We start from the raw sequence: 24,003 nt of genomic DNA, 5'->3' as shown, positions 1-24,003 counted from the left end.
TGATTCATACGTCCAATTATGGAATATGAATCAGCTTTTTTTCACAATTTTTCACCTGATACATAAAATGTGGATAACTTAAATAGAATTTACCTAAGGAAACTTTTGGACAATAAAGGGGTGGAAGAATGAAATCCTATCAATCAAAAAAATGGATTCAGTATTCATACTTGCTTCATAAAATGGGATTGATTGATCCTGATCAGTTTAAACAAATAGAGGGCAATCAAGAAATGCTGGAAAAGAAAAAAGACAGACTCAGCTAAACGAGTCTGTCACATAAAAAGTATATCTCAGGGGGGTGAGATATAAGCCGGAATTCTTAGTTATTTCACTCGTTAAGATTTCCTAAAAGGTTTTAATCCACGGTTACGAATTTCTTTCTTAAGAAGCATAATCCAGTCCTGATCATTCCCTTGTTTCTCAGCATCACGATAAGCTGCCACCAACTGTTCATTACTTAAGATTTTCATGACCAACCTCCCAGTGTTTAAAATATAGAATTTTCTATATTTTCTATATATTCTACATAGAAAACCCTCATTTGAAAAGAGTTTTTTCGTAAATCACTTCTAAAGTAGTATTTTTAGTTTTTTTGTAACATTTAGTTTATATGAGACGATTTTTGTCTATATAATTTAGTTATCATATATTTTCTCTGTTGAAATTTGTCAAAGATGTATCGAAGCTGTCTTTGGAATCCACAATCATAAGTATAAACTAAATAGTTTGAAAATTATAATTTTTATGATACTATACACGAGTAGGGAACTGACATTTCACCTCTTGGATTACATACATTTAATGGGTTCCAATCTTTACATGGTCTAAATAAAGGGGGAAATTCATTTGGCGGAGATTTTACACACGACAGTAGGGGATCTTCTCGAAGAAAAAGCACGAATTCAGCCTGATATTGAAGCGGTGGTCTATGCAGACAGAGGGTTAAGGTGGTCATATCACGAGTTTAATCAACTGTGCAGAAAAGCTGCAAAAGGATTGATGAATCTTGGCATTAAGAAAGGGGATCACATCGCCATTTGGGCCTCAAATACACCTGAATGGTTAGTCAGCCAGTTCTCCACTGGGAAAATGGGGGCTGTCCTGGTCACTGTGAACACTAATTATCGAACGTCTGAATTGGAATATCTACTCAAGCAGTCTGACAGTCAGACGATTATTTTGATGGAAGAATACAGGGGCGCGTCTTATATAGACATGCTTTATGAGATCTGTCCGGAATTGAAATCATCCAAGCCGGGGGAGTTAAATAGTGCTAAACTTCCTTTTTTAAAGAATGTGATTGTTTTAGGGGAGAATTCCTATCCGGGTACATATAGCTGGCAGGATATTATGGAGAGTGGGAAAGAAGTGGAAGACAAGGAGCTGGACGAAAGGCTTTCTAACCTTTCACCCCACGATGTCATCAATATGCAATATACATCGGGAACGACTGGCTTTCCAAAAGGAGTCATGCTCACCCACTCTAATATCGTAAACAATGGGTATAACATTGCCGGCTGCATGAGACTAAGTAATGAAGATCGTTTGTGCATCCCTGTTCCATTTTTTCATTGTTTCGGGTGTGTGCTGGGAGTTCTCGCATGTGTTTCTGTAGGTGCTACAATGGTGCCGTTACAGGAATTCGATCCCCGGCAGGTCCTAAAGACCGTACAGGATGAGAAATGTACCGCCCTCCATGGAGTGCCGACCATGTTCATTTCCGAGTTGAACCTACCGGATTTCGATCAATATGATCTTTCTCACCTTCGAACAGGAATCATGGCAGGTAGTAATTGCCCAATTGAAGTAATGAAAGGTGTCATGGATAAAATGGGGGCGGATGAAATTACGATTGCTTATGGCCAGACTGAGTCATCACCTGTAATCACACAAACACGTACTCATGATCCGATTGAATTAAAGGTTGAAACCGTAGGGAAATCCCTTCCGAATGTTGAAGTGAAAATTGTAGAACCTGGTTCGAATCGGGAAGTCCCTAATGGAGTCCAGGGTGAATTGTGTACACGAGGATATCATGTCATGAAAGGCTACTACAAGAATGAAGAGGCTACGAGGCTTGCAATTGAAGAGAAGGGCTGGCTCCATACAGGGGATTTGGCTGTAATGGATGAACATGGTTATTGCAGAATTACTGGTAGGCTAAAAGATATGATCATTCGAGGTGGTGAGAATATTTACCCGAGAGAGATTGAAGAGTTTCTTTATTCCCACCCAAAGGTGCTGGATGTTCAGGTCATTGGTATTCCAGATGAGGTTTATGGTGAAGAGGTCATGGCATGGATTATTCTGAAGGAAGGTCAAAGGGCGACCCCTGAAGAAATCAGAGAGTATTGCACCGGTAAGATTTCCCGACATAAAATTCCAAGATATATTGAATTTACCGATTCCTACCCAATGACTGCTTCGGGAAAAATTCAAAAATTCCGATTAAGAGAGCAAGCGAAACAAACAGCTAGTCCAAAACGAAACTAAAAAATGAAAACGTTTCCTCCAAAAGGACATTCCCATTAAGAAAGGAATGTCCTTTTTAAGCATAGTAGAATACTGGGAGTAGAGTAAAACTGAAATTTCATAGGCCATTTGATAAAATAAAGAGGTGCTGCTGTTACTATAGTTTGTAAAAAAGTATGAAAACAAAGGAAGGGGTAAAACTGTGTACGTTTTTGTCTATGGTACGTTAAGAAAACATGAAAGTAATCATATATTATTAAAGGAAGCTTCACTTCTCCGGGAACAAGCATGGGTAGAGGGAGTCCTATATGAGACAAATAGAGGCTATCCCGCCTTGAAAGAAGGTAATGGCACGGTCTATGGAGAAATCTATAAGATTAACCCCGACATTTTATCAAAGGTTGATGAACTGGAGGATTTCCTCGAAGGTAGGGGAGAAAACCTTTATATACGTAGGCTTAAACAGGTTGAGACAGATACTGGTCCTCAGGAAGCATATGTTTATTATTCCGAAAACGAATCATTATTTCAACAATACATCCCATCAGGAGACTGGAAGGTACACCAATTTCTTCAAGGGAAGCCTGAAAGAATACTTTATTTTGCATACGGCTCTTGTATGGATGATGATCGGTTTAAAAAAGCCCAAGTAGACCTGCATTTCAAGCATTGTCTTGGAGCAGGTTTATTGGAAGGATACACAATGAAGTATCTCTTTCATGTACATGATGGTGGCCGTGGAGATATCATTGAAGATGGAGGGACCATGGAAGGTGTGGTCTATGATATACCACAGGAGGCAGTCGAATACTTGTTTACGAGGGAAGGGGTCTCCCCGGGTTGGTACAGAGCAGCTTTCATTGACATCGTGATTGGAGGTAAGGCATATAAAGATGTATTGACCTTTATTGTGAAGGCAAAGAACGACGAAACATGTCCTCCCGATCATTATGCAAGGGAAATCCTTCGGGGAAGCTACCCGCATGTAAGCAAGTCCTACCATGAAAAGTTGCAAAATCAATTAATGGAAATAGGTATGACGAAAGAGCAAGTACAGAATCTCCTTAAGCCCAGTTAATGTTTTTCCCCTTTTATCCATCTTGTTTTCTTCTTAAGGCTGTAGTATTCGTAAACATTATTGCTTTTGAAGAAGCGTGCAGTGGGTGATTTCCACTCCAGGTGCTCACTTTCCGCGGGGCTGGCGGTGAAGCGGTTATTATTGCAAATGCAGACTATGAGTGTGTAGAGTGAAGGGAACTGCTCCCTTTACCACGGACGTTTCAGCCGAGACTCCACAGAAAAATTTTTAGCCCGTGGACCATAATCTTTGCGAAAGGCTCTTTTCGGATAGATTGTTGATTTTGAACAATTTGTTGCTTAAGCTCTATCAACCGGTGTTGAGGAATATAAGGGGGACTGCTTTGCTTCATCTAAAACGAACGGGGTATCGACGCCAGATCCCATCCTGCATATACGCAGTGCCCCAAGCCATTTACAGAACTTACTAGGGACAAGGGGTGATGGGAAGAGCAGAACGTTGATCACTCAATATTTAGAAAGAAGCTAGTGTTAAAAAGCAAGGTATTTATATATGACTATTTACGCATAGAAAGTTGATTGGAACGGAAGGTGCTCAACTCACGCCCCGCGGAAAGCGAGCACCCTTCGTTCCAATCAACTAGCACTCACTAATTAAAAAGCAAAATAGTTTGCGAAAACAGCCTTTCTTAAAAGACCTGGAATGCACCGATTCAATAGAGTGAAATGAGGTGTCATATGGAGTTTTTACTACAACTAGTAGACCAATATGGTTATATTGCAATGTTCCTGTTTAGTTGGGTTGTATTTTTGGGCTTCCCGGTACCAAATGAACTTGCTGCGGCATTAGCAGGGTACCTTTCTGAATGGAGACATTTTCACCCATACACCTCATTTTTCTTTATGTATTGTGGATTAATCACCTATGGAATATTTGCTTTTTTAAATGGAAGGTATGTTGGCACAAAGTTGTCTTCTCGAATGATGAATGGGAACAATGCCAAAAAACTCATAGAAAATGGAGAAATGTGGTTAATTAAATATGGCCCTTTGGCGATTTCTTTCAGCTACTTTATTCCAGGACTCCGATTATTCATGCCATACATTGCTGGGACGTCAAAAGGAATTTCCTTCTTGAAATTTCTCCTCTATGCCCTTCCATCTGCTTTCGTATGGGGATTCATCTATTTTCAGATTGGACGTTACTTTCCTAAAAGTTTTCAGGGGATTTTAGAGGAAGTCAGTATAAAAGCAGGAGTTTTCTTTGGCATTCTATTTATCGCAATGATTATATACGGGATTGTATTCACCATGAAAAAAAGCACCGCTACATCAAAATGGAAAAAAGTAAGATTTCGGAAATAGTAAAAGGCTGGTGGAAGTATGCCTTGTCCATCAGCCTTGTTCATCTATTATGATCGTAAAATACTTCCCGAACATACCCATTGCTTTCACCGTGGTTCTTGAGCCAGTCTCATCCTCATAGATTTTACCGATCGTGTTAAATAGCAAATACCCTTTCTTAATATTTGATCCGGTTTCGATTAGAGTTGTGTAAGAATCTCCCTCCAATCTTTTCGTGCATGTAATCGACTCATGACATTCGATATCATATTCATTCAGAAGCCATGTGTAAAACTGTTCTTCATTTGGCCGGTGGGCGTTCATATAAACAAACAATATGATTAAGAAGACTATTCCTATTCTGGTTAATCCTTTTTTCACTAGTATCGAACCTCTCTAAACGTTTAATCTCCTATAATATACCATATAATCGGATTGAAATGGCAGAAGTCGATTGAAATAGAGAAAAAAACTTCTTTTAATCTGTCAGTAAAACTACTTTCTTATTCCGTACCCGAAGTAGATATGTCCTTCGTAACGGCTTTGAGTCCCTCCGCATTTCAAACAACCCTTTTCTTGCGTCATAATAAACCACTCTCCTTTTTTCCTTCGATTCATATATAGATAGTAGTTGAACAAAAGCTTCTGTAAGAATATACTAATAGCATAGTTCTATACAAAAGGAGGTTATTGATGTGATCCATAAAACGTGGACGGAGCATAATACGAATAAAAAGATAAAGTGTGTACATACAGACGCAAAGAAATATACAGTTGCCAATGTCCTTACGATTGGAAAAGAGTACGAAGTGAAAAACGAGTCTGATGAATACTACTTTGTAATTGATGAAAGTGGCAAAATGGGCGGCTTCTACAAAGAATACTTTGAAGAAGTATAATTGTACTTCCAGCTGATTTCTTCCTGAATGGGGGAGAAATCAGCTTTTTTCTTATGGATTTTTTCCCAGAGATGATTGTTTTAAGGGCTTTTTTCATAAAGATTGTTGGTTTTGAACTTATTGCTTGAGCTCTATCAACCGGTGTTGGGTGAATGGTGAAGGGGACTTCATTGCGTCAGCTAATACGAACCGGGTATCGGCACGCCAGATCCCAGCCATACCTTGATTTTTTAACATGCCTAATCCCCATCCCATCACCATTCAGCACTTAAGCTGGCAGAGCCATGGCAAAATCTGTTTTTAACGCAACATCTCTGCGATGAGTGCCTTTTATAATGGCAAGATTCAAGCCTATACATAATAAATTGGCTGGAACAAAGTTGGGCAGACCCTTTGCAGTGGAAGCGCTATTACATGTAGAATGACTAGTATGTGAATTGGAAAGGATGTCAAAGTATGAATATGGAAAGAAGATTACCGGAATCGGTCACTCATATAGTAAACGAAAGGAAACAAGTATTCGCTTCTACAGTGCACCATTCATTAATTGGGGAAGGGGGCTATACAGCCAGTGAAGATTATATTATCGAGGATAGTATCATCTCCCTCTCCATAGGGAAAAACCTTCTTCTCAAAGGACCGACGGGGTCAGGTAAAACGAAACTGTCTGATACATTATCATCTATATTCTCTCAGCCGATGCACAGTATTAACTGCTCGGTTGATTTAGATGCTGAAGCCTTATTAGGTTATAAAACGATCAGTGAGAGAAATGGGAAAAACACCATTGAATTTATTGAGGGTCCTGTGATTCAAGCAATGAAAAATGGTCATCTCCTCTATATCGATGAAATCAATATGGCAAAACCTGAAACTTTACCGATTTTAAATGGTGTGTTGGATTATCGAAGAAGTATAACGAATCCCTTTACAGGAGAAGTCGTGAAAGCTGCTCCTACATTTGGTGTTGTAGCGGCCATAAATGAAGGATATGTAGGAACAGTTCCGTTAAATGAGGCGCTGAAAAATCGTTTCGTTGTTATAGATGTGCCCTATATTGAAGGAGAAACGTTAAAGAATGTCATTGAAAGTCAGAGTAAGCTGACGGATCCAAAGCTCATCAGCCAATTTGTCGACCTGTCTTCAGATTTACTGATCCAAGTTAAAAATGGCCAAATTTCGGAGGAAGCAGCTTCCATACGTGCTCTCCTTGATGCCTGTGACCTGGCTATGTACCTCCCTGCCAAGCGTGCTATACAGAGGGGAATTGTTGATAAACTCGAAGATGAACGTGAAAAAGCGGCTATTCTGAATATAGCAGAAACCTTATTTGAATGAGGGGTTTGTAATGCATCGATTTATTCAATTTAATGATGAAAACATTGATTCTTTTTTAGTGATGGAAATGGTGGATCTAACAAAGACACTTTCTAAGAAAGCGGATATGAACTTGAAGTATGGTCCATTTTCATATTTGGATTATAAAGAGGATACGGTCTATGTCAGTCATTTCTGGGATCACCGAAAAAGAAAGGAAGAAGTACATGGGTTGAAAAGTGATATTTACTTGAGGACCATCGGTAATCTCCATGAAACGGAGAATGAAGATGTAATAAAGTACATTGAAAGAGTAAAATTCACCTCCGTTCCCCGATTCGCCAAGCAGTTGTTTGTCATCGGGGAAGAAACAAGGTTAGAGGAAATTTGTAAATCCAAACGCCCGGGGACAAAGGAAGCCTTTAAAACGAGAAGGAAATTATACCGACAGCACTTTGAAGCCCAACTTAAAGTGAATTTGACGAAAAGCGTGTTTACAGATGCACTGTTCAATTCCATCTTCTTACTTCTCCATGCCCAATCCCCTTTGGAACAACCGGTGAAGATAAACGGGGACATTGACTTGGCCATGCCGTATATTCATGGACAAATCACCCGCTTTTTTGAGACCCGCTCGACTAAAGATGTAGTGAAGATAGCTATGGAAATCGTGGAAGTAGTGGATGAAATTGTACGGAAAGATATGTTAAATGAATATTTTCATTTACCTGAAGACGTTTATGAAACAGCAGAAAAGTTCAATGAAACATTTGACGATATAAAAAGAAAGGATCCACTTCTGAACCAGGATGTGCTGGAAGAAGAAAGTACGGGAGAGGAAGAGGTGATGGATGAAGAATTCCGCACCTGGCACCGTGAAACGAGTGACAAGGGAGAATCATTTTTACAATTCGATCTGGATCAAGGTTCACAATCAGACCTCATGGGAGAAGGAGTCCGTGAAGGAGATGATGGGGACCAGGCTTTGGCCATGGTACAAGGATCTGCCCAAGAGACGGAGCGGGAGCAGTACCAAAAAGTGAAAGCAGAGGAGCAGGAAAGGGATGAACCTGGAGATGGTGAGAGTGGGTACGGAAAAGACAATCGCTATGCCGTACCTCACTTTATTACTCCTACTATACCTACTTCTGAAGAGAAACTGGAATATAACCATAACAAAGGATTGATTGCTCCGTTCCAAAAAAAGTTACAGAAAATGATTGAGAAGACTTTGGAGCACAAAAGAATTCAGCCCAGAAGTGATTTGCATTTCGGCAGATTGAACAAAAAGTTATTGCGGTTCATTACGGATGATAATCCCAGATTGTTTTATAAAAAGCAGAATCCTTCTTCTGAAATTGATGCGGTATTCTCCCTATTGGTCGATTGTTCAGGTTCCATGTATGACAAAATGGATCAGACGAAGCTCGGTATCACATTATTTCATGAGTCGTTAAAATCAGTCCGGGTGCCACATGAGGTAGTCGGATTCTGGGAAGATACCAATCGTGCCACCAAGACCAGTCAGCCTAATTACATGAACCCTGTTCTGGATTTCTATTCTTCTTTGAAGCCCGGAAGCGGGTCAGAGATCATGCAACTTCAACCAGAGGAGGATAATCGGGATGGCTTTGCCATTCGGTTAATGACAGAAAGAATCCTCATGCGGAATGAAAAACAAAAATTCCTTCTGGTCTTTTCAGATGGTGAGCCTGCAGCGATGGAATACGAGCAAAATGGGATTGTTGATACCCATGAGGCAGTATTGGACGCTAGAAAACAAGGCATCGAAGTCATCAATGTCTTTTTAGCGAATGGTGAGATCGATGAAGTACAAAGGCAAACGATTCAAAATATTTATGGGAATTACAGCATCCTCGTTTCGGATGTAGAAGAACTCCCTGAAGTGTTATTCCCCTTACTTCGAAAACTCCTTTACAAAAGTATATAAAGGCCTTTTGAAAGACGTCTACTTAGCTATGTTGCAGTCGTCTTTCTTCTGTCTTTATACGGAATGCTTTTAGGTACGGGAACATTCACATAGCTGTAAAGTGGTTCCAGGGAGGGATTTATTTCCGACTTCAGTCTGAAGGAAAATCAATCATCCTTCTCATTTAGTAAATCGACTTTTCAACTAAAGTGAAAGTAACAAGTGAAAAGGAGATGGGGTCCATGAACAATATGACTGACTTCAATGTAAACATACAAGAATACCACCGAAGGAATCAGTTTATGAACCAGGAAGGATGGAAACAAAAAGCCAGCTTGAAACGGAACAGATTGTTATCCAGATTCCGAAAGATGCATTAAATGAATGATGGTTTTATTCACAGAGGAAATATCTGTATACTAAAGAAGGATGACTTTATTGATAATTATAAGGTCATTCTTTTTTGTATCTGCTAAATGTCTGATGGACAGATGACTCGTTTTGACAGAAAAGGGAAGGTTAGTAAATGAGATGATAGGGAAATAAGAAGTATTGTACAAGGGAGGAAGTGCCAGATATGCATGAGTTGGATATGCACCATATTTTTGAACTGGGCCTTATATTAGTAATGATAGCAGCGGGAATTACAGCAATTGCCAAAAAATTCAAGCAGCCTTATCCGATTGCTCTCGTCATTGTTGGAGCATTGATTGGGTTATTTAATATACCTGTTTTGGAGCCGCTTAAAGATTTCATTACAGAAGGAGAGGTCTTTAATTTCGTCATTATTACGCTATTTTTACCTGCCCTTCTGGGTGAAGCCGCTTTAAAGCTGCCATACTCCCATCTAAGGGCAAACAAAGAACCGATCATTGCCCTGGCTTTCGGGGGAACGTTGATTTCATTTCTGATCATCGGTTTTTCTGCTTATTATTTCTTTGATTTTTCGATACCGGCAGCCTTTGTATTTGGTGCGCTTATGAGTGCAACAGATCCTGTCAGTGTATTGAGCATTTTCAAAAGTGTGGGTGTAAAGAAAAGATTGGCCGTGGTCATTGAAGGAGAAAGCTTATTCAATGATGGTTTGGCCGTAGTATTGTTCAATATTTCTGCCTTTTATCTTGTATCATATATCGATGCAGGATGGGCTGGGATAGGCAGCGGAATATGGGAGTTCATCAGGGTGGTTTCATTAGGGGTGATCATCGGTGGTTCTTTGGGATATGCCTTTTCTATATTAACGAAGTATTATGATGATTACCCCCTTGAAATCATTTTTAGTGTCATTCTATTTTATGGTTCCTTCCTGCTCGCAGAAAGTGTTCATGCTTCAGGGGTCATCGCTGTCGTCATTGCAGCACTGATATTCGGGAATTTTGGAGGGAAGATCGGGATGAGTCCCACTACCAAATTGAATATCAACAGTTTTTGGGATGTTGCTGCGCTACTTGCGAATTCACTGGTTTTTCTAATGGTCGGCCTGGAAATAACAAGGATCGATTTACTGGAGAAGTGGCCATACATATTCGCTGCCATACTTGTCGTATTAGTGGCGAGGAGCATAGCCGTCTATACAAGCTTGTCTCTGATTGGCAATTTTCCGCATTTGTGGAAACACATATTGAATTGGGGAGGGTTAAAAGGGTCCCTTTCGATTGCTCTTGTACTTAGTCTCCCAAGGGACTTCCCAGGCAGGGAAGATGTGTTGATACTCGGGTTTAGTGTTGTGTTATTCAGCCTGGTAGTCCAGGGACTGACGATCAAACCTTTAATCAATGTGTTAGGCATTAAGCCTAAAGAGGAGGGTCACGAGGAATTTGAGAAATTACTTAGTCAGCTCCATCGATATGAAACAGCGATATCAGAGATACATCGTGTGAAACAGAAGCTCTATATCACTGATCCAGTTTCCAATGAACTTATCGAGACGTACAATAAAAGAATTGATATGCTCAAAGCCCAATTAGATGACTTATTTAACAGCAACCCTGTTCTTAAAGCTGAACAGCTTGCTACATTAAAAAAACATGCCTTATATGCAGAGTATGAAGCAATTGCCAAACTTGAAAAAGAAGAAATCATCAGTTCCTCCATTGCAGAGAAGGAATATGACAGCATTACTGATAATATCGTTCATAACGAGGGGAAATAGAGGGTTGTAAGAATGACATCATAATGTTCCCGCTTCACCATAAAAAAGAACCCTCCAGATTAATAATCTATGAAGGGTTCTTTTTTATTGATAAAGAATTAAGTCATGCTTCATAGGATGAAAAGGTCTCTTCTACGTTATGGCTAGTTGAAGGCCGTAGAAGTTGAGCCTGTTTATTTTCTGATCTCAATGAGCTTTTGTTTCAGGTCGTTTTCCATTGTGACCATTTCCTGTTCGGCCTGCTGCCGCTTTTGTCTGCCTTCTGCCTGTATTGCCAATGTTTCTTCAATCGTGGATATGAGGTTTTCCTGAGTTTTCTTAAGGGTGTCGATATCTATGATTCCGCGTTCATTTTCCTTTGCGGTTTCAATGCTGTTCGTTTTGAGCATTTCGGAATTTTTCAAGAGAAGCTCATTGGTTGTACGCGAAACCTGCTTTTGGGCTGCAACAGCCTTCTGTTGGTTCAGCAGGGTAAGGGCGATGGCGATTTGATTCTTCCAGAGAGGAATCGCTGTCAGGACAGAAGCTTGAATCTTTTCTGCCAAGGCCTGATTTGTATTTTGAATCAACCGGATTTGAGGGGCTGACTGGATGGTCATCTGTCTGCTTAGCTTTAAATCGTGTATGCGCTTATCTAATCGATCAAGAAACTGCATTGTGTCATTGACTTCCTGATATATAAGTTCATCATCGGTTTCCTCCGCTTTTTTCCGTAAAGAAGGGAGGAGGTTGTGCTGAATTTCATCACGTTTGATTTCAGCTGCAGCAATATACATATTTAGGGCTTGAAAGTAGTCTTTATTTTTTTCATATAATGTTTCTAGTAATCGATTATCATCCAGCAGAGTCTTCTTTGAATGCTCCAGTCTGACTGAAATCCGATCAATCTGGGATCCGATTTTTTGGTATTTAGAAAGTACCTCCTGCAGGGAGGAGGAAACTTTCCGGAATAGCTTTTTAAAAACGCCTCTTTGCTTGCTATTCAGCTCATCGGGATTCATTTGTTCTAGCTTTTTCATTAAATCACCTAACACGTCGCCGATCGGTCCGATATCACGTTTTTGGACATGATCCAACATCGAGTGGGAGAAAGTTGACAATTGAGACTGGGCTGCTGTTCCATATTTTAAAATGGCTTCATAGTCCTTGTAGTCGATTTGGGCGGCTAATTGTTTAGCTTTCTCCTGCTGTTCTTTAGGTAAACGATCAAGCAAAAGAGGGGACTTTGTTTGTTCGTTAACAGCAGGCATTTCATCTCCAAACGGATTTGAAAGCAATAAATCAAGTTCTGATTGGTCATTTCGTTGCTCCATGATAAAACCTCCGAAATTTATTTGAGATCTTTTTTGTGTGATAAATGCTGATTCGCAAATTTCAGTTCAAATTGCAAGTTATCCATGTCATTTGCCAACACTTTGTGTAAATCATTTTCCAAGGAAACCGTCAAGTCATCCAGAGTTGTACGGGTTTGTTGGAGAGAAAGGAACGTTTCTTTATTTTTACCAGGCTGAGAAGCAAGAAATGTGTACTTCTCGGTTATTTCTACGACAGAGTCTAAATGGTAGAAAAAGAAGGACTCAGCTGAAAAAAATCTCTTAGGTTCTTTTTTTACAAGTTGGTAGATTCTTCTGCTTAACCGGTTGATTTCAAGGATTTGTTTAAACGCTCCGAGTGATCTAACCTTTAACTGCTGTCTTTGAAGTCGTTTTACTTTTTCTTTCGCTTCTTTTAAATTTCTGTTTATATAACGAAATTCCTGTCCGGAAAGTCCATTTTTATTCAGCCACCATCTCTTTTGGACTGCTTTCACAATGATGAAAAAGAGTATCCCGGTACCAACCCCCGATAAGAGGGTAAGAGGGAATCCCAGGTCCAATAGGAGTAAGTAAGCGATAAAACTGCTGGTCCCTATACTGAAAGAGATGACCGATCTTATTAATAATTGCAGAAATGTATTCATTTCATCTACCCCTTAATAAAGATGCTTACCATACATACGATTAACAGTGCAAAAGGTTTCAGGTTTATACTCCTATTTTAGTGTAAAAGAATGAAAAATGGAAATCATGTCTTTAGTATGTATGAGATTCGGGGAATTTTGTCAGGAATTAACATCATTCTTTCAATTTCTTAACATTTTTCACATGGATGATTATTAGAAATCCATTTTTGGTAGAATGGGTTAGTGAGTTTAATGACAAGACAGGTGTGTGGATATATGAAAAAAGTGTTCATTGTGCTGATCTTATTTTGTTTTATTACCCCTAGCTTATCAGCACAACAAGAAAATGCAATAAAACCCAAGAGTATTTATAGCGATTCGGGTATTATTATAGATTCAAAAACCGGGAGTGTCCTCTACTCTAAAAATGGCGCAAAGCGAATGAATCCTGCAAGTATTACCAAAATTGCTACAGCGATTTACGCGATTGAGCATGCCGATCTAGATGACCCGGTAAAAATCAGTGAAAATGCAAGTAACACTGAGGGATCTACTGTTTATTTAGCTCCTGGTGAGACTTTATCTTTAAACCAGCTGCTTCAAGGGTTGATGGTAAACTCCGGGAATGATGCCGCCGTTGCCATTGCCGAGCATACAGAAGGTTCTGTAAAGCGGTTTGTCGATAAACTAAATGTTTTTCTTAAGAGGGAAGTAGGGGTTGAGAATACCCATTTTGAGAATCCCCACGGACTATATGGAGAAAAACATTATTCAACAGCGTATGACATGGCCAAAATTACAAGCTACGCATTAAAGAATAAACAATTTCAGAAATTATTCGGTATAGAATCTATTGACTGGAAGGCGGAAGGGTGGAATACAACTCTTTATAATCATCACAAGATGGTAAAGGGAGAGATTGCTTATCCTGAAGTGACGGGGGGAAAGAATGGATTTATTAATGAATCCAGACACACCCTTGTGACATCTGCAACAAATGATAAGCTGTCCATTGTGGTCGTTACTATGAAGGCCCAGTCTAAAAAAGCCATATACTCTGATACGAAAAAACTTCTTGATTATGGTTTGAATCAGTTTGAAAGAAACTATATCCCAAAGGAGACCGTCTTTCAATTGGAAGGCACGTCTTATAAACTGCAAAGAGATATTCCATTTACCCAGCCTGTTAGTGGCAAGATAATACAAAAGCTTAATCCTGATGGTGAGTTGACACTGTACAATCAGGATCATGAGAAGATGTTCTCAACCTTTTTGACACCTGTGCATGAAATACCTGTAACCCATTCTGAAGCAGTCGCTTCGAGTGAACATACAGGGATGTTATTCGGGAAGAAATGGAGTCAACAACTTTTATTTTATCCATGTATTATTTACATGGCACTGCTCATTATTGCGGGGATTTCCTTTGTCCGGATGGGATCTTTCAATAAGTAATTTTATCATTTCCTACTAAACAAAAAGGGAGCCTGTGGGCTCCCTTTTATTATTGGCTCTCCTGTTTTTCTAAAGAAGGCTGTGGGTTATATAGCATCTTACCAATCAGGGTTTGCAGGATGAGAAAAGCTCCTCCGACAGTCCAGTAAAGGGGAAGGGCAGCAGGCGCATTCAATGAGAAGATAAAGATCATAACGGGTGAAAGAAGACTCATGATCTTCATCTGTGCCTGTTGTTCTGCTGGAATATTCATCAGAGATACACGTGCTTGAGCTAAATACACGATTCCTGCAATAATGGCCATGATATGGTCCGGTTGCCCCAGATTGAACCATAGAAAAGAGTGGCTGGCTATTTCTGCAGATGACCGAATCGCATAATATAATCCTATCAGGATGGGTGTTTGAATCAATAAAGGTAAACACCCCATATTGAGGGGATTTACGCCGTTTTTTTGATAGAGCATCATCATTTCCTGCTGAAGTTTCTTTTGCTCTTCTTTATTCTTCGTTTCTTTGATCTTCTTTTGGATTGCCGTCATTTCGGGCTTGATTAAGGACATTTTCCCTTTCATATCCTGTTGATTTTTATACGTTTTAAGCATAAAAGGCAGAAGAACAAGACGGATTAGAAGGGTGATCACGATAATAGCCATTCCAAAGTTACCACCAAGGAAGGTTCCTATTTCATGAATAAGAAATGAAAATGGATTTACAAGATAATCATGAAAGAACGCTCCATCAGTTGTGGCACTTTGGCACCCGGTCAACGTGAATAATAGTAAAATGAAAATGAATGAAATTTTTTTCAATGTTTTTTTCCTCCTCTGTAAATATGTGTTCACTTTTATACATATACAGAAGAGGATTCTTCATCATTATCAGTATGATAGAATTGGAATTTCATGCAAGTTGTAAACCAGACCCTGACAGGCATAATCTCATTTTCTGCTGCCTGGGTGATAATTAGACTGCTTCCTTCAAGTTTTTTATCATAATATTGTGTATAGAGATGGAATGGAGATGGGCAACGATCCCAAATCAATGCCAAAATAAATAAAAAAACAATACTAACATGCAATGGACTTAAATAGAAATCCAATAAGTCTTGTACAATTATGAATGTCAATGGAGTAGACTCCTTTTACTATTCTAGTTGCATAAATAATAGCTGAATGATTATTTTATCATACTTAAAGTATACTGCGAAACGCGATTAGAATCTATGGTAATTGTTAATACGATTTTGTGAACAAAATGTTTCAGGATTCGTAAAAAAATAAAAAATGGTCCCTTTGTGGCAGCATACCACTATAAAGACCTTGCATTTCTATAACCAATCGGGCTAATCAACAACGATATAAGCAATCATCGGACCATTATTCTCAATGGTTTCATGCGTCTCGCAAATAAGTCTATATGTTCCTTCCTTTGAAAAGGTTACGTTCACAACCGTTTCTTTCCCTTTTTTTACAGTACCTTGAACATCCGTTCCTTCGATATAGAATGGATGTTCCATTCCATTTACTCCATAAATGCGGAGTTCAACCTCTTTTCCTTTTTCAACCACAATGGTTCCTGGGTCCCACCGGTATGCTTCAATCTCTTTGCCGTTGGCAGTTTCCGACTTGAACTCGCCCGTTACAAGCTGGATGACTTGTTTCTCACCCGATTTCTCTGATAGGGACACCGTTGGATATGAGTTTTTCAGTGATAACGACCAAATCGTACCGGCAGCAATGAAGATGATTGTCACCAATATGACAATAATTGGACCTTTTCTTAATACGATGAAATTCATAAGCTTTCCCTCCTCATATAAAAAATTCAGATAACTTTTCTATTAAACCTATGCTTGTATGGGGGGGAACTTGTCTAAAATTTAGTAAGAAGGAAAATTCAAATGTTTTTCTTTCGACGCTATTTTTTGTACAATTTGGTCAGAGAAGTAAGGAGGGTAAAGCATTGGATAATAGTTGGAGAGTTCTAACGACAAAAAGTGATGCAGAGCCTTGGTGGTTTTTTGAAGGCTGGGAAAAGGATATTATAAAGGAATTGACATTTGATAACAGGAATGAAGCAGTGGCTAGTTTTTTAATGGAATTGAGACGACTCAGTGAAAACTACCCAAAGTCAAAGACGAAGAAATTTCACTCCGTTGCATTCTGGGATCCTGAAGATATAGATTTTTGCGAAGCGTGTGATGATGATCTCCAAGTTTATTACGGATTGGTCATCTTTGAGAATGACCAGCCGATGGAAATCCAGGAAGAAGCGATCATCACCGAAATCACTAATCTCATTGAACATGCATAAGTAACAGGTCTATCCAAAATGGATAGACCTGTTACTGTCATTAATCAATAACACCTGTCCGGATGATTTTATTTTTCACTTTCACTTCGAATGTAGCCTCTTTGTATAGCTTGTCCCACTCTGCTCTTGTGACATCCTGATGCCCCCGAATACTCCTGTATTCCATTCCGAATCCAATCGGATCCGTTCCTTCTTCCTGAAGCATAAGAATCATTTCTTTTATATTCTTTTCAATATATGATCCGATTTCCCTTTCAAGTAAACGCAATGCTTTTGGTTCGGACAACTTCATTTCTTCTGACATCTCAAGCAAACGTGATTGAATATCCAAATAGACCTTGAAGGAAGGTTTCTCGTTTTTATCTGCTTCAATCTTGTAAGAGGAATTGATGCTGTCTATCATGGTATAAACCTTTTCGTCATCCTTTCTCAAATCAAGGTTAGATAAATATGGCTTTAATTTATCTCTGTGCAATTCTACTTCGACACTGCCTGCATTATAGTTCTCCATAAGGGAGCGGATATAGAAGATTTTATCTTTCTTTATTTCTTTAATAAATTTATCCCTTGTGAATAGAGCGAAGCCGTCTACTCCGATTTTCCCTTCTTTTGCTGTCAACAGGGGGAGTATGGGGTCTTTACCGACGCTTCCGTAATCGGTAATAAATTCCTGCAGGGTTGGGGAGACCAGCATTTCTGCCTCAACGTTTTGTCGCACTAAATTATACAGATAGGTTCCCCGGTTAGATGGTGTTTCTTCCATTTGATACCTCAGTACTTCTTCTGCCGTTGTATCAGCAATCGTTAAATAAACCATATTACCGATGGCAGAATCCCTTTCTAACGTATCTACTAAGTGAGCAATTCCTTTACCTGCAAGTTCCCTTCCATAAATCGCAATCCGTAATTGACCAGAGACAAGTTTATGATCCGTTTCTAAGTTTTGGGATAATCGGATTCCTTTACTGGTCTTCGATGTGCTCGACAATATTTTTTCCACATCCTCCATGGCAGGGTTGAATTGGTAGAGAACCATTGTTCCGGTGATTTTATCCTCTTCTGCCTGGTCATATCCAACGGCAGTAATCAGACCAAGCTTTTCCAAATATTTTGTTTCAACACAGCTGCTTAGGAAGATGGAAGAGAGACAAACCAATAGCAGCATGGCAATTCTATTCATACACCCACTCCCTTTTTCTTTTTCCCTAAGTATTTTAGTTTCACCAGTATAAATAAAAAACTCGGATACACAAAAGAAAGAATGAAACCCGTAGTACCAACTTTATCTGTTATGGTGTTCATGGTCAGCCGGTCTTTCACAAAGAGTGATAAGACCCAAAGGAGGATGGCAAACAGGTAGATGGACTTTTTCTGAGAAAAACGAAAGACTCTCTTCATCCCCCTGGAAGCCACCCAAAAGTATAAGCAGATGTTAGGCAGGATAACCAGCATCCAAAATGAGACGGCAATAAATTCGAACCTCTCAAGGTTAGGGATCCTTAAGATTTTGAACATAGAGAGAACTGGCCAAATGGTCTTTAATAGAGCATCTTCAGAGAAGAATCCGATGGAGACAATGGTCACCGTTGTAAAGAGAAAAGTGGAATACCCAGTACCAATGAGGGCGTATTTTAATACTTTCTTTTTTTCTTTAACATAAGGGTAGATGAATAAAACCAAATCAAAGCCTATGATCGTAAAGCTCGACTTATAAACACCCATCATAATCTCTTTGGGAGATGAGGTTAAGATAGGCTGTAGATGGTTGATGTCCATGAATTTGATTGGTGTATATATCATGAATAAGAGCCAGAATGCCAGGATAAGGCCTAAAAATGCGATACCGACAACAACTCTGATGCCTCCCAGAACACCATAAACCAGTAAAAAAAGCAGCAGAGCCATCAAAAGCCATGTCGGCATTTTCGGAAATATCCAAGCTTGGACCATTTCGATGTAATTCATCAGAATTACATAGGTGACGCTTAAGTAAAAAAGAATATATAGTAGATTAAATGCTTTACTGAGCCATTTTCCGTAGATGTCCATGTGGATACCGTATAAATCAGCACTGGCATAGGTTTCAAGCATTTTCACCATTAGATATAGCACAATGGAAACCAGAATACCTGTCATAATAACAGATATCCATGCATCCCTGTTGGCTTCCATATAAATGATTCTTGGTAAGCCCGCAATTCCTACACCGGTTTGGGCGGTATGCAAAATAAACATGATCAAAAATGCGTTAAACATTAATCGTTCTTTAGGATTTACATTAATATCCATACGTTTCACCCTCTACTCATCAACGTCTTTTTTCAATTTGGCCTTTTTCTCGGGGATGCGTCCCTTATCGATGGGATGATTGGATATGGGGCGTTTGACTAAATATTGATAGGGCAAACGAAAAAGGCTGTATTTAAAGTCAGAGAACCTGAGTGGATAGATGGGAGATAAATAGGGTCTACCCAATGTTGTAATTTTTAATAAATGAATTAAAAGAAAGCAAAAGCAGAACATGATACCAACTCCGCCATACAACCCGGCCATGACGATAATCGGGAAGCGTATGATTCTTACCGCAGTCCCGATTGCATAGCTGGGTGCTGTGAAGGAACCGAGGGCTGAGATTGCAATGATGATGATCAGGATATTACTGGTGAATCCCGCTTGGACGGAAGCTTGCCCGATGACGATCCCTCCGACGATCCCCATTGTCTGTCCAACCTTGGTTGGCAGCCTGGCTCCTGCCTCTCTTAACAGTTCTATGATGAATTCGAGTAACAAAGCCTCAAATACAGGGGGAAAGGGGACATTTGAGCGTGACTGACCAAGGGATACGAGGAGGGCAGATGGAATCACCTCATAATGGTATGTTAAGACTGCTACATAAGCCGGGGTCAAAATGATTGAAAAAAAGATGGCCACAAACCGAATTAATCTTAGGAAAGTCCCCATATTCCATCTCATATAAATATCCTCGGTTGACTCGAAGAAATTCATGAACGTTGATGGCCCGATAATCGCTGTAGGGCTGCGATCCACCAATAAGGCGATTTTTCCATGTAGAAGGGAAATGGTACACCGATCCGGCAGCTCAGTCGTAATGAACTGAGGGAAAACGGTAAATGAATTATCTTCAATCATTTGAGCTAGAACGGTTGAATCCACAATGCTGTCTACTTCAATTTCGGTAATGCGCTGTCTAAACGTATTGACGTTTTCTTCCTCAGCAATATCTTTTATGTATACCATTTGAACCTTTTTCTTGGTTCTTGATCCTACCATAAAGGTTTCGACGCATAATTTAGGATCATTAATGTTGGATCGGATCAAATTCAGGTTTTTCGTTATGGATTCTGTGAATGAAATTTTCGGTCCGAACACCAGTGATTCTGTTTCTGCCTTCTCAAGTGCCCGGGTACCCTTATCCGCCACATCCGCCAATACTCCGTGAGTATCCCCTTCTTTAAAAATATAAGCGGTCCCGTTGACAAGGTTATCCACTACATCGGTGATGGAGTTGGTTACCGTTATTTTTGCGATATTGATTGTATTTTTGATTTGGTGATAATTTAACTCTTCCGTGGCTTCTTCAATAGGTCGAATAATGCTATCCTGCATGGAGTTGGCATTGATCATATCGTCAAAATATGCCACAACGATTCTTTGATTACCTGAGGTGATAGTCCTAAATACTAAATCTTCACTGTTACTTACTAAAGTGAGCAATTCCTTATGAAAGACCTCGATATCAAAGCTGTGGGGAGATTCTTTTTCTATGTCCTTTTGCAATTCTCTTCGTCTAAACACGATTACAACACCCTAAACCATAATTTAATGATTAGGCTTCCCATGTAACCATTTCTTACTCAAGAAGATGCCTGTCTAAACGAATTAATAAATGCACATAAAAAGAACGGATGTTGGGAAAGATAGGAGAGGAGGTGAATCAAAATGAGCAAAAGGAAAAAGGATGCATCAAAGGCAGTCCTGGGCTCTTCTCAAGTGGAAGGACAAGGAACGACCAGTCAGGAAATGTCAGGTGGAGTGAAGTCTCCTTCATCCAGGAGTAAAAAGAAAAAATAAATCCATGTAAACATCCCCTTACATAATGACCAAACTTTAGCGTTGATATATTAAAATGAAGCCAAGTATGGTATAATGGAAATAATCGATGTATTTAATCTGATTATTTAACGAGCTATTATTGACCACATACTATCTGCAGCATAAATTACCACAATCATTATTTTCCTGTTAGAAAGCATAGCAAGGAAATCCTACTTACCTTAAAGGAGGACGTTCAATGGCTTTTGGTCGTAGAAATCAAGTTGAGGAAGAAATAAAAACAGAGGAAACAAAGATTTGGGCTTGTTCCGCTGAAGATTGTAAGGGCTGGATGAGAGACAACTTCAAAAGTGAAGATACCCCTAAGTGTCCGCTTTGTAAAGAAGATATGGTGACTTCCACCAAGGTGTTGCAAGTGGTGGATAATCCCCATCCTACAATAAAATCATCCTGATTGAACGTAAAGAACCAATCTTTTGATTGGTTCTTTTTTAAATCCTCCTGTAAGGACATAAGATAAAATTTCGAAAAATGATTAAACTCTTTTTTTATATTTGAATAGTATGTAATGTATTTATGTATCAAAGGAGGGATCATCATGTCCAAGAAAGAGAAAGAAGTGAATAGTACTTCCATAGAAAATGACCGAAAAGAAACTGTGTGGGACGGCTTTTGGAAGCTGTCAAAACCTGTTGACGTAAATAAAGAAGAAAAAACGGTTAAATGGTTCTGATTTACTAAGAGGCTGTACATGTGTATTCATCCACATGTACAGCCTTTTTGTCTAGCTGCAAGTTGGACTGGGCGTTTTTAAAATGGGGAAATTAAATCCTTCCTATTGGCACGTCAGGTGATCTTTAATACAATATAGGTTAAGAATGTTATTCTGGAGGGAAGATTTTTGATTGAAGAAGCAAAGCAGGTATTGAAGCAATACTTTGGTTATGATGAATTCAGGGACGGTCAAGCAAGCATTATAGAATACATATTAGCTGGGAAAAACACAGTGGGAATAATGCCAACTGGCGGAGGGAAGTCTCTTTGTTACCAGATCCCCGCACTAATGCTCGATGGTGTGACCCTAGTGATCTCTCCACTTATCTCCCTTATGAAAGACCAGGTGGATTCATTATTACATCAAGGAATTCCAGCTACCTACATTAATAGTACTCTATCCAACAGTGAAGTAGAAAGTAGAATGGAAGAGATTGCTTTAGGGGAGTACAAGCTCGTTTATATTGCTCCTGAGAGGTTGGAATCTTTTGGATTTGTGCGTTTCCTCAATACATTGCCGATCCCCCTGGTGGCTGTTGATGAAGCCCATTGTTTATCCCAATGGGGTCATGACTTCCGACCAAGCTATTTAGGGATCTACAAAGCAGTGAACCAATTACATTCACACCCTACGATCCTTGCTCTAACTGCAACCGCTACTCCACAAGTGCAATCGGATATCCTTCATCACTTACACATTCCGGATGAATATAAAGTGTTAACTGGATTTCAAAGGACAAACTTATTTTTCCAAGTGGTGAAAGGGGAAGATCGAAAGCGCTGGGTAGAAAGGTATGTACAAAAGAATCATCAGCATTCAGGCATTATTTACTGTGCTACACGCAAAGAAGTTGAAAACCTTTATTTGTTTCTGGAGAAAAAGGGATTTTCAGTCGGGAAATATCATGGTGGGCTGACCGATACAGTAAGGCAGGACCAGCAGGAAGCTTTCCTGAATGATTCCATTACCATTATGATTGCAACCAATGCATTTGGCATGGGGATCAATAAATCAAATGTACGCTTTGTGATTCATTATCAGATACCCAAAAACATGGAGGGCTATTATCAAGAGGCAGGGAGAGCAGGCCGTGATGGGGTGGACAGCGAATGTGTCTTATTATTTTCACCTCAGGATATCCAGACGCAGCGGTATATCATTGACCAGAATATCGTAAATCCGGAATTACATGAAAATGAGATGCAGAAATTACGTGATATGGTTGATTTTGTCCATACGGAAGCATGCCTGCAGAACTATATTTTAACGTATTTTGGGGAACATGCAGAAGAAGCATGCGGTCATTGCAGCAATTGCCTGGATCAGAGAGAATCTGAGGATGTAACGAAAGAGGCACAGATGGTATTATCCTGTATGATGCGGATGAATGAACGATTCGGCACTTCTCTTATCAGCGGAGTACTCACAGGGTCAAGGAATAAAAAGATTCTGGAATGGGGATTCGATCGGCTTTCCACATATGGATTAATGAAGGACCAATCACAGAAGGAGGTCGGCCTGTTCATCGATTATCTGATTTCAGAGGGAGTCATAAATGTCGAAGGGGGCAGTTTCCCGATTCTAAAGGTATCATCAAAAGGCAAAGAGGTGTTATTGGGCGATAAAAGCGTCTCAAGGAAGGTTCAGCCCACGGTTACTGCCATCATACCTAAAGAAGACGGCTTGTTCCAAACGTTACGGACTCTCCGTAAATCGATTGCAGATTCAGAGGGAGTTCCACCTTTCGTTATTTTCTCCGATAAGTCTCTTCAAGACATGTGTGTAAAGATGCCAAAAACATCCCAGGAGTTCCTTCAGGTTAGTGGGGTTGGGGAAAGTAAGATGGATCGCTATGGAGAAATCTTCATTCATGAAATCTCAGCTTATTTAGAAGAAAATCCAGCACATCAGGTGAAGGTATCCAAAACTGTTCAGAACCGAAAGACTAATAGCTCTGACACACCTTCTTATTTAGTAAGTTTTGCCTTATTCAAGGATCAAAAAGGCATCAAAGACATTGCGAAAGAGCGGGGCATGAGCACGGCAACCATTGAAAATCATATAATCCGTACTTATCAGGAAGGAGTATTGGACGATTGGGGCATTCTCTTTACGGAAGAAGAGGAAAATCTGATTGGAAAAGCTGTTGAGAAGGTAGGGACAGACCTGTTGAAGCCCATAAAAGAAGAGTTACCGAAAGAGATCAGCTATTTTCAAATTAAAGGGTATTTAGTGAAAAGCGGACAAAATTAATTGGTCGTGAAAACACATATCAAAAAAGCAGACG

At 39.6% G+C, this 24,003-nt stretch carries 24 protein-coding genes; 14 read left to right on the top strand and 10 right to left on the bottom strand.

Annotated features, from left to right (window positions below; all coding sequences use genetic code 11):
• The first annotated feature begins 128 nt into the window (after nucleotides 1–128).
• Nucleotides 129–266, top strand: coding sequence for a hypothetical protein (locus BAA9072_RS13085; RefSeq protein ID WP_201715127.1), 138 nt, complete (start codon nucleotides 129–131; stop codon nucleotides 264–266).
• Between the two features lie 72 nt (nucleotides 267–338).
• Here BAA9072_RS13085 and sda read toward each other — a convergent pair whose 3' ends face one another.
• Nucleotides 339–473 carry a sporulation histidine kinase inhibitor Sda gene (gene sda / locus BAA9072_RS13080; protein ID WP_201715126.1) on the bottom strand — a complete coding sequence of 45 codons (135 nt, stop codon included), beginning with the start codon at nucleotides 471–473 and terminating at the stop codon, nucleotides 339–341.
• Between the two features lie 385 nt (nucleotides 474–858).
• Between sda and BAA9072_RS13075 the strand changes: the two genes are divergently transcribed.
• The 3 genes from BAA9072_RS13075 (at nucleotide 859) to BAA9072_RS13065 (ending at nucleotide 4,878) form a co-directional block, all read left to right on the top strand.
• A complete protein-coding gene (locus BAA9072_RS13075) occupies nucleotides 859–2,496 on the top strand; it encodes an AMP-binding protein (protein WP_201715152.1) in 1,638 nt (545 codons plus the stop codon).
• A 181-nt stretch (nucleotides 2,497–2,677) separates the two neighbouring features.
• The gene (locus BAA9072_RS13070) at nucleotides 2,678–3,553 is read left to right on the top strand and encodes a gamma-glutamylcyclotransferase (protein WP_201715125.1); all 876 of its coding nucleotides are present in this window, start codon (nucleotides 2,678–2,680) and stop codon (nucleotides 3,551–3,553) included.
• A gap of 698 nt (nucleotides 3,554–4,251) precedes the next feature.
• Nucleotides 4,252–4,878: a DedA family protein gene (locus BAA9072_RS13065; RefSeq protein WP_201715124.1), complete on the top strand. Its 627-nt coding sequence runs from the start codon at nucleotides 4,252–4,254 to the stop codon at nucleotides 4,876–4,878.
• Between the two features lie 30 nt (nucleotides 4,879–4,908).
• Here the strand turns inward: BAA9072_RS13065 and BAA9072_RS13060 are convergent, their stop codons facing one another.
• Nucleotides 4,909–5,238, bottom strand: coding sequence for a hypothetical protein (locus tag BAA9072_RS13060; protein WP_201715123.1), 330 nt, complete (start codon nucleotides 5,236–5,238; stop codon nucleotides 4,909–4,911).
• Between the two features lie 314 nt (nucleotides 5,239–5,552).
• On the opposite strand from BAA9072_RS13060, the gene BAA9072_RS13055 reads away from it, so the two are divergent.
• The 4 genes from BAA9072_RS13055 (at nucleotide 5,553) to BAA9072_RS13040 (ending at nucleotide 11,155) form a co-directional block, all read left to right on the top strand.
• Nucleotides 5,553–5,756, top strand: a complete 204-nt coding sequence (locus BAA9072_RS13055) for a DUF6501 family protein (RefSeq protein WP_201715122.1) — start codon at nucleotides 5,553–5,555, stop codon at nucleotides 5,754–5,756.
• Between the two features lie 456 nt (nucleotides 5,757–6,212).
• Nucleotides 6,213–7,094 (top strand): AAA family ATPase, encoded by an 882-nt coding sequence (locus tag BAA9072_RS13050; protein ID WP_201715121.1) that lies wholly within the window; start codon nucleotides 6,213–6,215, stop codon nucleotides 7,092–7,094.
• 10 nt (nucleotides 7,095–7,104) lie between these two features.
• Nucleotides 7,105–9,024 (top strand): nitric oxide reductase activation protein NorD, encoded by a 1,920-nt coding sequence (locus BAA9072_RS13045; protein WP_201715120.1) that lies wholly within the window; start codon nucleotides 7,105–7,107, stop codon nucleotides 9,022–9,024.
• Nucleotides 9,025–9,580: 556 nt separating this feature from the next.
• Entirely contained in the window at nucleotides 9,581–11,155 is a 1,575-nt protein-coding gene (locus BAA9072_RS13040; protein ID WP_201715119.1) for a cation:proton antiporter, read from the top strand.
• Nucleotides 11,156–11,328: 173 nt separating this feature from the next.
• Here the strand turns inward: BAA9072_RS13040 and BAA9072_RS13035 are convergent, their stop codons facing one another.
• Together BAA9072_RS13035 and BAA9072_RS13030 are read right to left on the bottom strand one after the other, a co-directional pair.
• Complete coding sequence (locus BAA9072_RS13035; RefSeq protein WP_201715118.1) at nucleotides 11,329–12,468, bottom strand: toxic anion resistance protein; 1,140 nt, start codon at nucleotides 12,466–12,468, stop codon at nucleotides 11,329–11,331.
• Between the two features lie 17 nt (nucleotides 12,469–12,485).
• A complete protein-coding gene (locus BAA9072_RS13030) occupies nucleotides 12,486–13,115 on the bottom strand; it encodes a 5-bromo-4-chloroindolyl phosphate hydrolysis family protein (RefSeq protein ID WP_201715117.1) in 630 nt (209 codons plus the stop codon).
• A gap of 258 nt (nucleotides 13,116–13,373) precedes the next feature.
• On the opposite strand from BAA9072_RS13030, the gene BAA9072_RS13025 reads away from it, so the two are divergent.
• The gene (locus BAA9072_RS13025) at nucleotides 13,374–14,552 is read left to right on the top strand and encodes a D-alanyl-D-alanine carboxypeptidase family protein (RefSeq protein ID WP_201715116.1); all 1,179 of its coding nucleotides are present in this window, start codon (nucleotides 13,374–13,376) and stop codon (nucleotides 14,550–14,552) included.
• Nucleotides 14,553–14,601: 49 nt separating this feature from the next.
• On the opposite strand, the gene yidC is transcribed toward BAA9072_RS13025, so the two are convergent.
• From yidC to BAA9072_RS13010, 3 genes are all read right to left on the bottom strand, one after another.
• Entirely contained in the window at nucleotides 14,602–15,363 is a 762-nt protein-coding gene (yidC, locus tag BAA9072_RS13020) for a membrane protein insertase YidC (protein ID WP_201715115.1), read from the bottom strand.
• A 35-nt stretch (nucleotides 15,364–15,398) separates the two neighbouring features.
• Nucleotides 15,399–15,680 (bottom strand): hypothetical protein, encoded by a 282-nt coding sequence (locus BAA9072_RS13015; RefSeq protein WP_201715114.1) that lies wholly within the window; start codon nucleotides 15,678–15,680, stop codon nucleotides 15,399–15,401.
• Nucleotides 15,681–15,896: 216 nt separating this feature from the next.
• Nucleotides 15,897–16,352 (bottom strand): cupredoxin domain-containing protein, encoded by a 456-nt coding sequence (locus BAA9072_RS13010; protein ID WP_201715113.1) that lies wholly within the window; start codon nucleotides 16,350–16,352, stop codon nucleotides 15,897–15,899.
• 164 nt (nucleotides 16,353–16,516) lie between these two features.
• Here BAA9072_RS13010 and BAA9072_RS13005 point away from each other — a divergent pair, with 164 nt between their 5' ends.
• Entirely contained in the window at nucleotides 16,517–16,867 is a 351-nt protein-coding gene (locus BAA9072_RS13005) for a DUF1033 family protein (protein ID WP_201715112.1), read from the top strand.
• Between the two features lie 40 nt (nucleotides 16,868–16,907).
• On the opposite strand, the gene BAA9072_RS13000 is transcribed toward BAA9072_RS13005, so the two are convergent.
• Genes BAA9072_RS13000 through BAA9072_RS12990 form a run of 3 tightly spaced genes read right to left on the bottom strand, consistent with a single transcriptional unit; the run spans nucleotide 16,908 to nucleotide 20,683 of the window.
• Complete coding sequence (locus BAA9072_RS13000; RefSeq protein ID WP_201715111.1) at nucleotides 16,908–18,047, bottom strand: Ger(x)C family spore germination protein; 1,140 nt, start codon at nucleotides 18,045–18,047, stop codon at nucleotides 16,908–16,910.
• Nucleotides 18,044–19,156, bottom strand: a complete 1,113-nt coding sequence (locus BAA9072_RS12995; protein ID WP_201715110.1) for a GerAB/ArcD/ProY family transporter — start codon at nucleotides 19,154–19,156, stop codon at nucleotides 18,044–18,046. The genes BAA9072_RS13000 and BAA9072_RS12995 overlap by 4 nt, the downstream gene beginning before the upstream one ends.
• Before the next feature lie 12 nt (nucleotides 19,157–19,168).
• Nucleotides 19,169–20,683, bottom strand: coding sequence for a spore germination protein (locus BAA9072_RS12990; protein ID WP_408015235.1), 1,515 nt, complete (start codon nucleotides 20,681–20,683; stop codon nucleotides 19,169–19,171).
• A gap of 144 nt (nucleotides 20,684–20,827) precedes the next feature.
• Between BAA9072_RS12990 and BAA9072_RS12985 the strand changes: the two genes are divergently transcribed.
• The 4 genes from BAA9072_RS12985 (at nucleotide 20,828) to recQ (ending at nucleotide 23,969) form a co-directional block, all read left to right on the top strand.
• Nucleotides 20,828–20,959 (top strand): YuzL family protein, encoded by a 132-nt coding sequence (locus tag BAA9072_RS12985; protein ID WP_201715109.1) that lies wholly within the window; start codon nucleotides 20,828–20,830, stop codon nucleotides 20,957–20,959.
• Between the two features lie 220 nt (nucleotides 20,960–21,179).
• The gene (locus BAA9072_RS12980; RefSeq protein WP_201715108.1) at nucleotides 21,180–21,395 is read left to right on the top strand and encodes a cold-inducible protein YdjO-related protein; all 216 of its coding nucleotides are present in this window, start codon (nucleotides 21,180–21,182) and stop codon (nucleotides 21,393–21,395) included.
• A gap of 144 nt (nucleotides 21,396–21,539) precedes the next feature.
• Complete coding sequence (locus BAA9072_RS24525) at nucleotides 21,540–21,674, top strand: hypothetical protein (RefSeq protein ID WP_269139952.1); 135 nt, start codon at nucleotides 21,540–21,542, stop codon at nucleotides 21,672–21,674.
• A gap of 168 nt (nucleotides 21,675–21,842) precedes the next feature.
• The gene (recQ, locus tag BAA9072_RS12975; RefSeq protein WP_201715107.1) at nucleotides 21,843–23,969 is read left to right on the top strand and encodes a DNA helicase RecQ; all 2,127 of its coding nucleotides are present in this window, start codon (nucleotides 21,843–21,845) and stop codon (nucleotides 23,967–23,969) included.
• Nucleotides 23,970–24,003 lie beyond the last annotated feature (34 nt).

The sequence above is a fragment of the Rossellomorea arthrocnemi genome (assembly GCF_904424705.1).
Lineage (GTDB): Bacteria > Bacillota > Bacilli > Bacillales > Bacillaceae_B > Rossellomorea > Rossellomorea arthrocnemi.
The sequence above is the reverse complement of the archived record's forward strand: the minus strand, read 5'-3'. Positions and strand labels throughout refer to the sequence as shown.

Coding starts and splice junctions, on each gene's coding strand:
- BAA9072_RS13085 (WP_201715127.1), top strand. CDS start 129: ATGAAATCCTATCAATCAAAAAAATGGATTCAGTATTCATACTTGCTT.
- sda (WP_201715126.1), bottom strand. CDS start 473: ATGAAAATCTTAAGTAATGAACAGTTGGTGGCAGCTTATCGTGATGCT.
- BAA9072_RS13065 (WP_201715124.1), top strand. CDS start 4,252: ATGGAGTTTTTACTACAACTAGTAGACCAATATGGTTATATTGCAATG.
- BAA9072_RS13050 (WP_201715121.1), top strand. CDS start 6,213: ATGAATATGGAAAGAAGATTACCGGAATCGGTCACTCATATAGTAAAC.
- BAA9072_RS13045 (WP_201715120.1), top strand. CDS start 7,105: ATGCATCGATTTATTCAATTTAATGATGAAAACATTGATTCTTTTTTA.
- BAA9072_RS13040 (WP_201715119.1), top strand. CDS start 9,581: ATGCATGAGTTGGATATGCACCATATTTTTGAACTGGGCCTTATATTA.
- BAA9072_RS13035 (WP_201715118.1), bottom strand. CDS start 12,468: ATGGAGCAACGAAATGACCAATCAGAACTTGATTTATTGCTTTCAAAT.
- BAA9072_RS13030 (WP_201715117.1), bottom strand. CDS start 13,115: ATGAATACATTTCTGCAATTATTAATAAGATCGGTCATCTCTTTCAGT.
- BAA9072_RS13025 (WP_201715116.1), top strand. CDS start 13,374: ATGAAAAAAGTGTTCATTGTGCTGATCTTATTTTGTTTTATTACCCCT.
- BAA9072_RS13010 (WP_201715113.1), bottom strand. CDS start 16,352: ATGAATTTCATCGTATTAAGAAAAGGTCCAATTATTGTCATATTGGTG.
- BAA9072_RS13000 (WP_201715111.1), bottom strand. CDS start 18,047: ATGAATAGAATTGCCATGCTGCTATTGGTTTGTCTCTCTTCCATCTTC.
- BAA9072_RS12995 (WP_201715110.1), bottom strand. CDS start 19,156: ATGGATATTAATGTAAATCCTAAAGAACGATTAATGTTTAACGCATTT.
- BAA9072_RS12985 (WP_201715109.1), top strand. CDS start 20,828: ATGAGCAAAAGGAAAAAGGATGCATCAAAGGCAGTCCTGGGCTCTTCT.
- BAA9072_RS12980 (WP_201715108.1), top strand. CDS start 21,180: ATGGCTTTTGGTCGTAGAAATCAAGTTGAGGAAGAAATAAAAACAGAG.
- BAA9072_RS24525 (WP_269139952.1), top strand. CDS start 21,540: ATGTCCAAGAAAGAGAAAGAAGTGAATAGTACTTCCATAGAAAATGAC.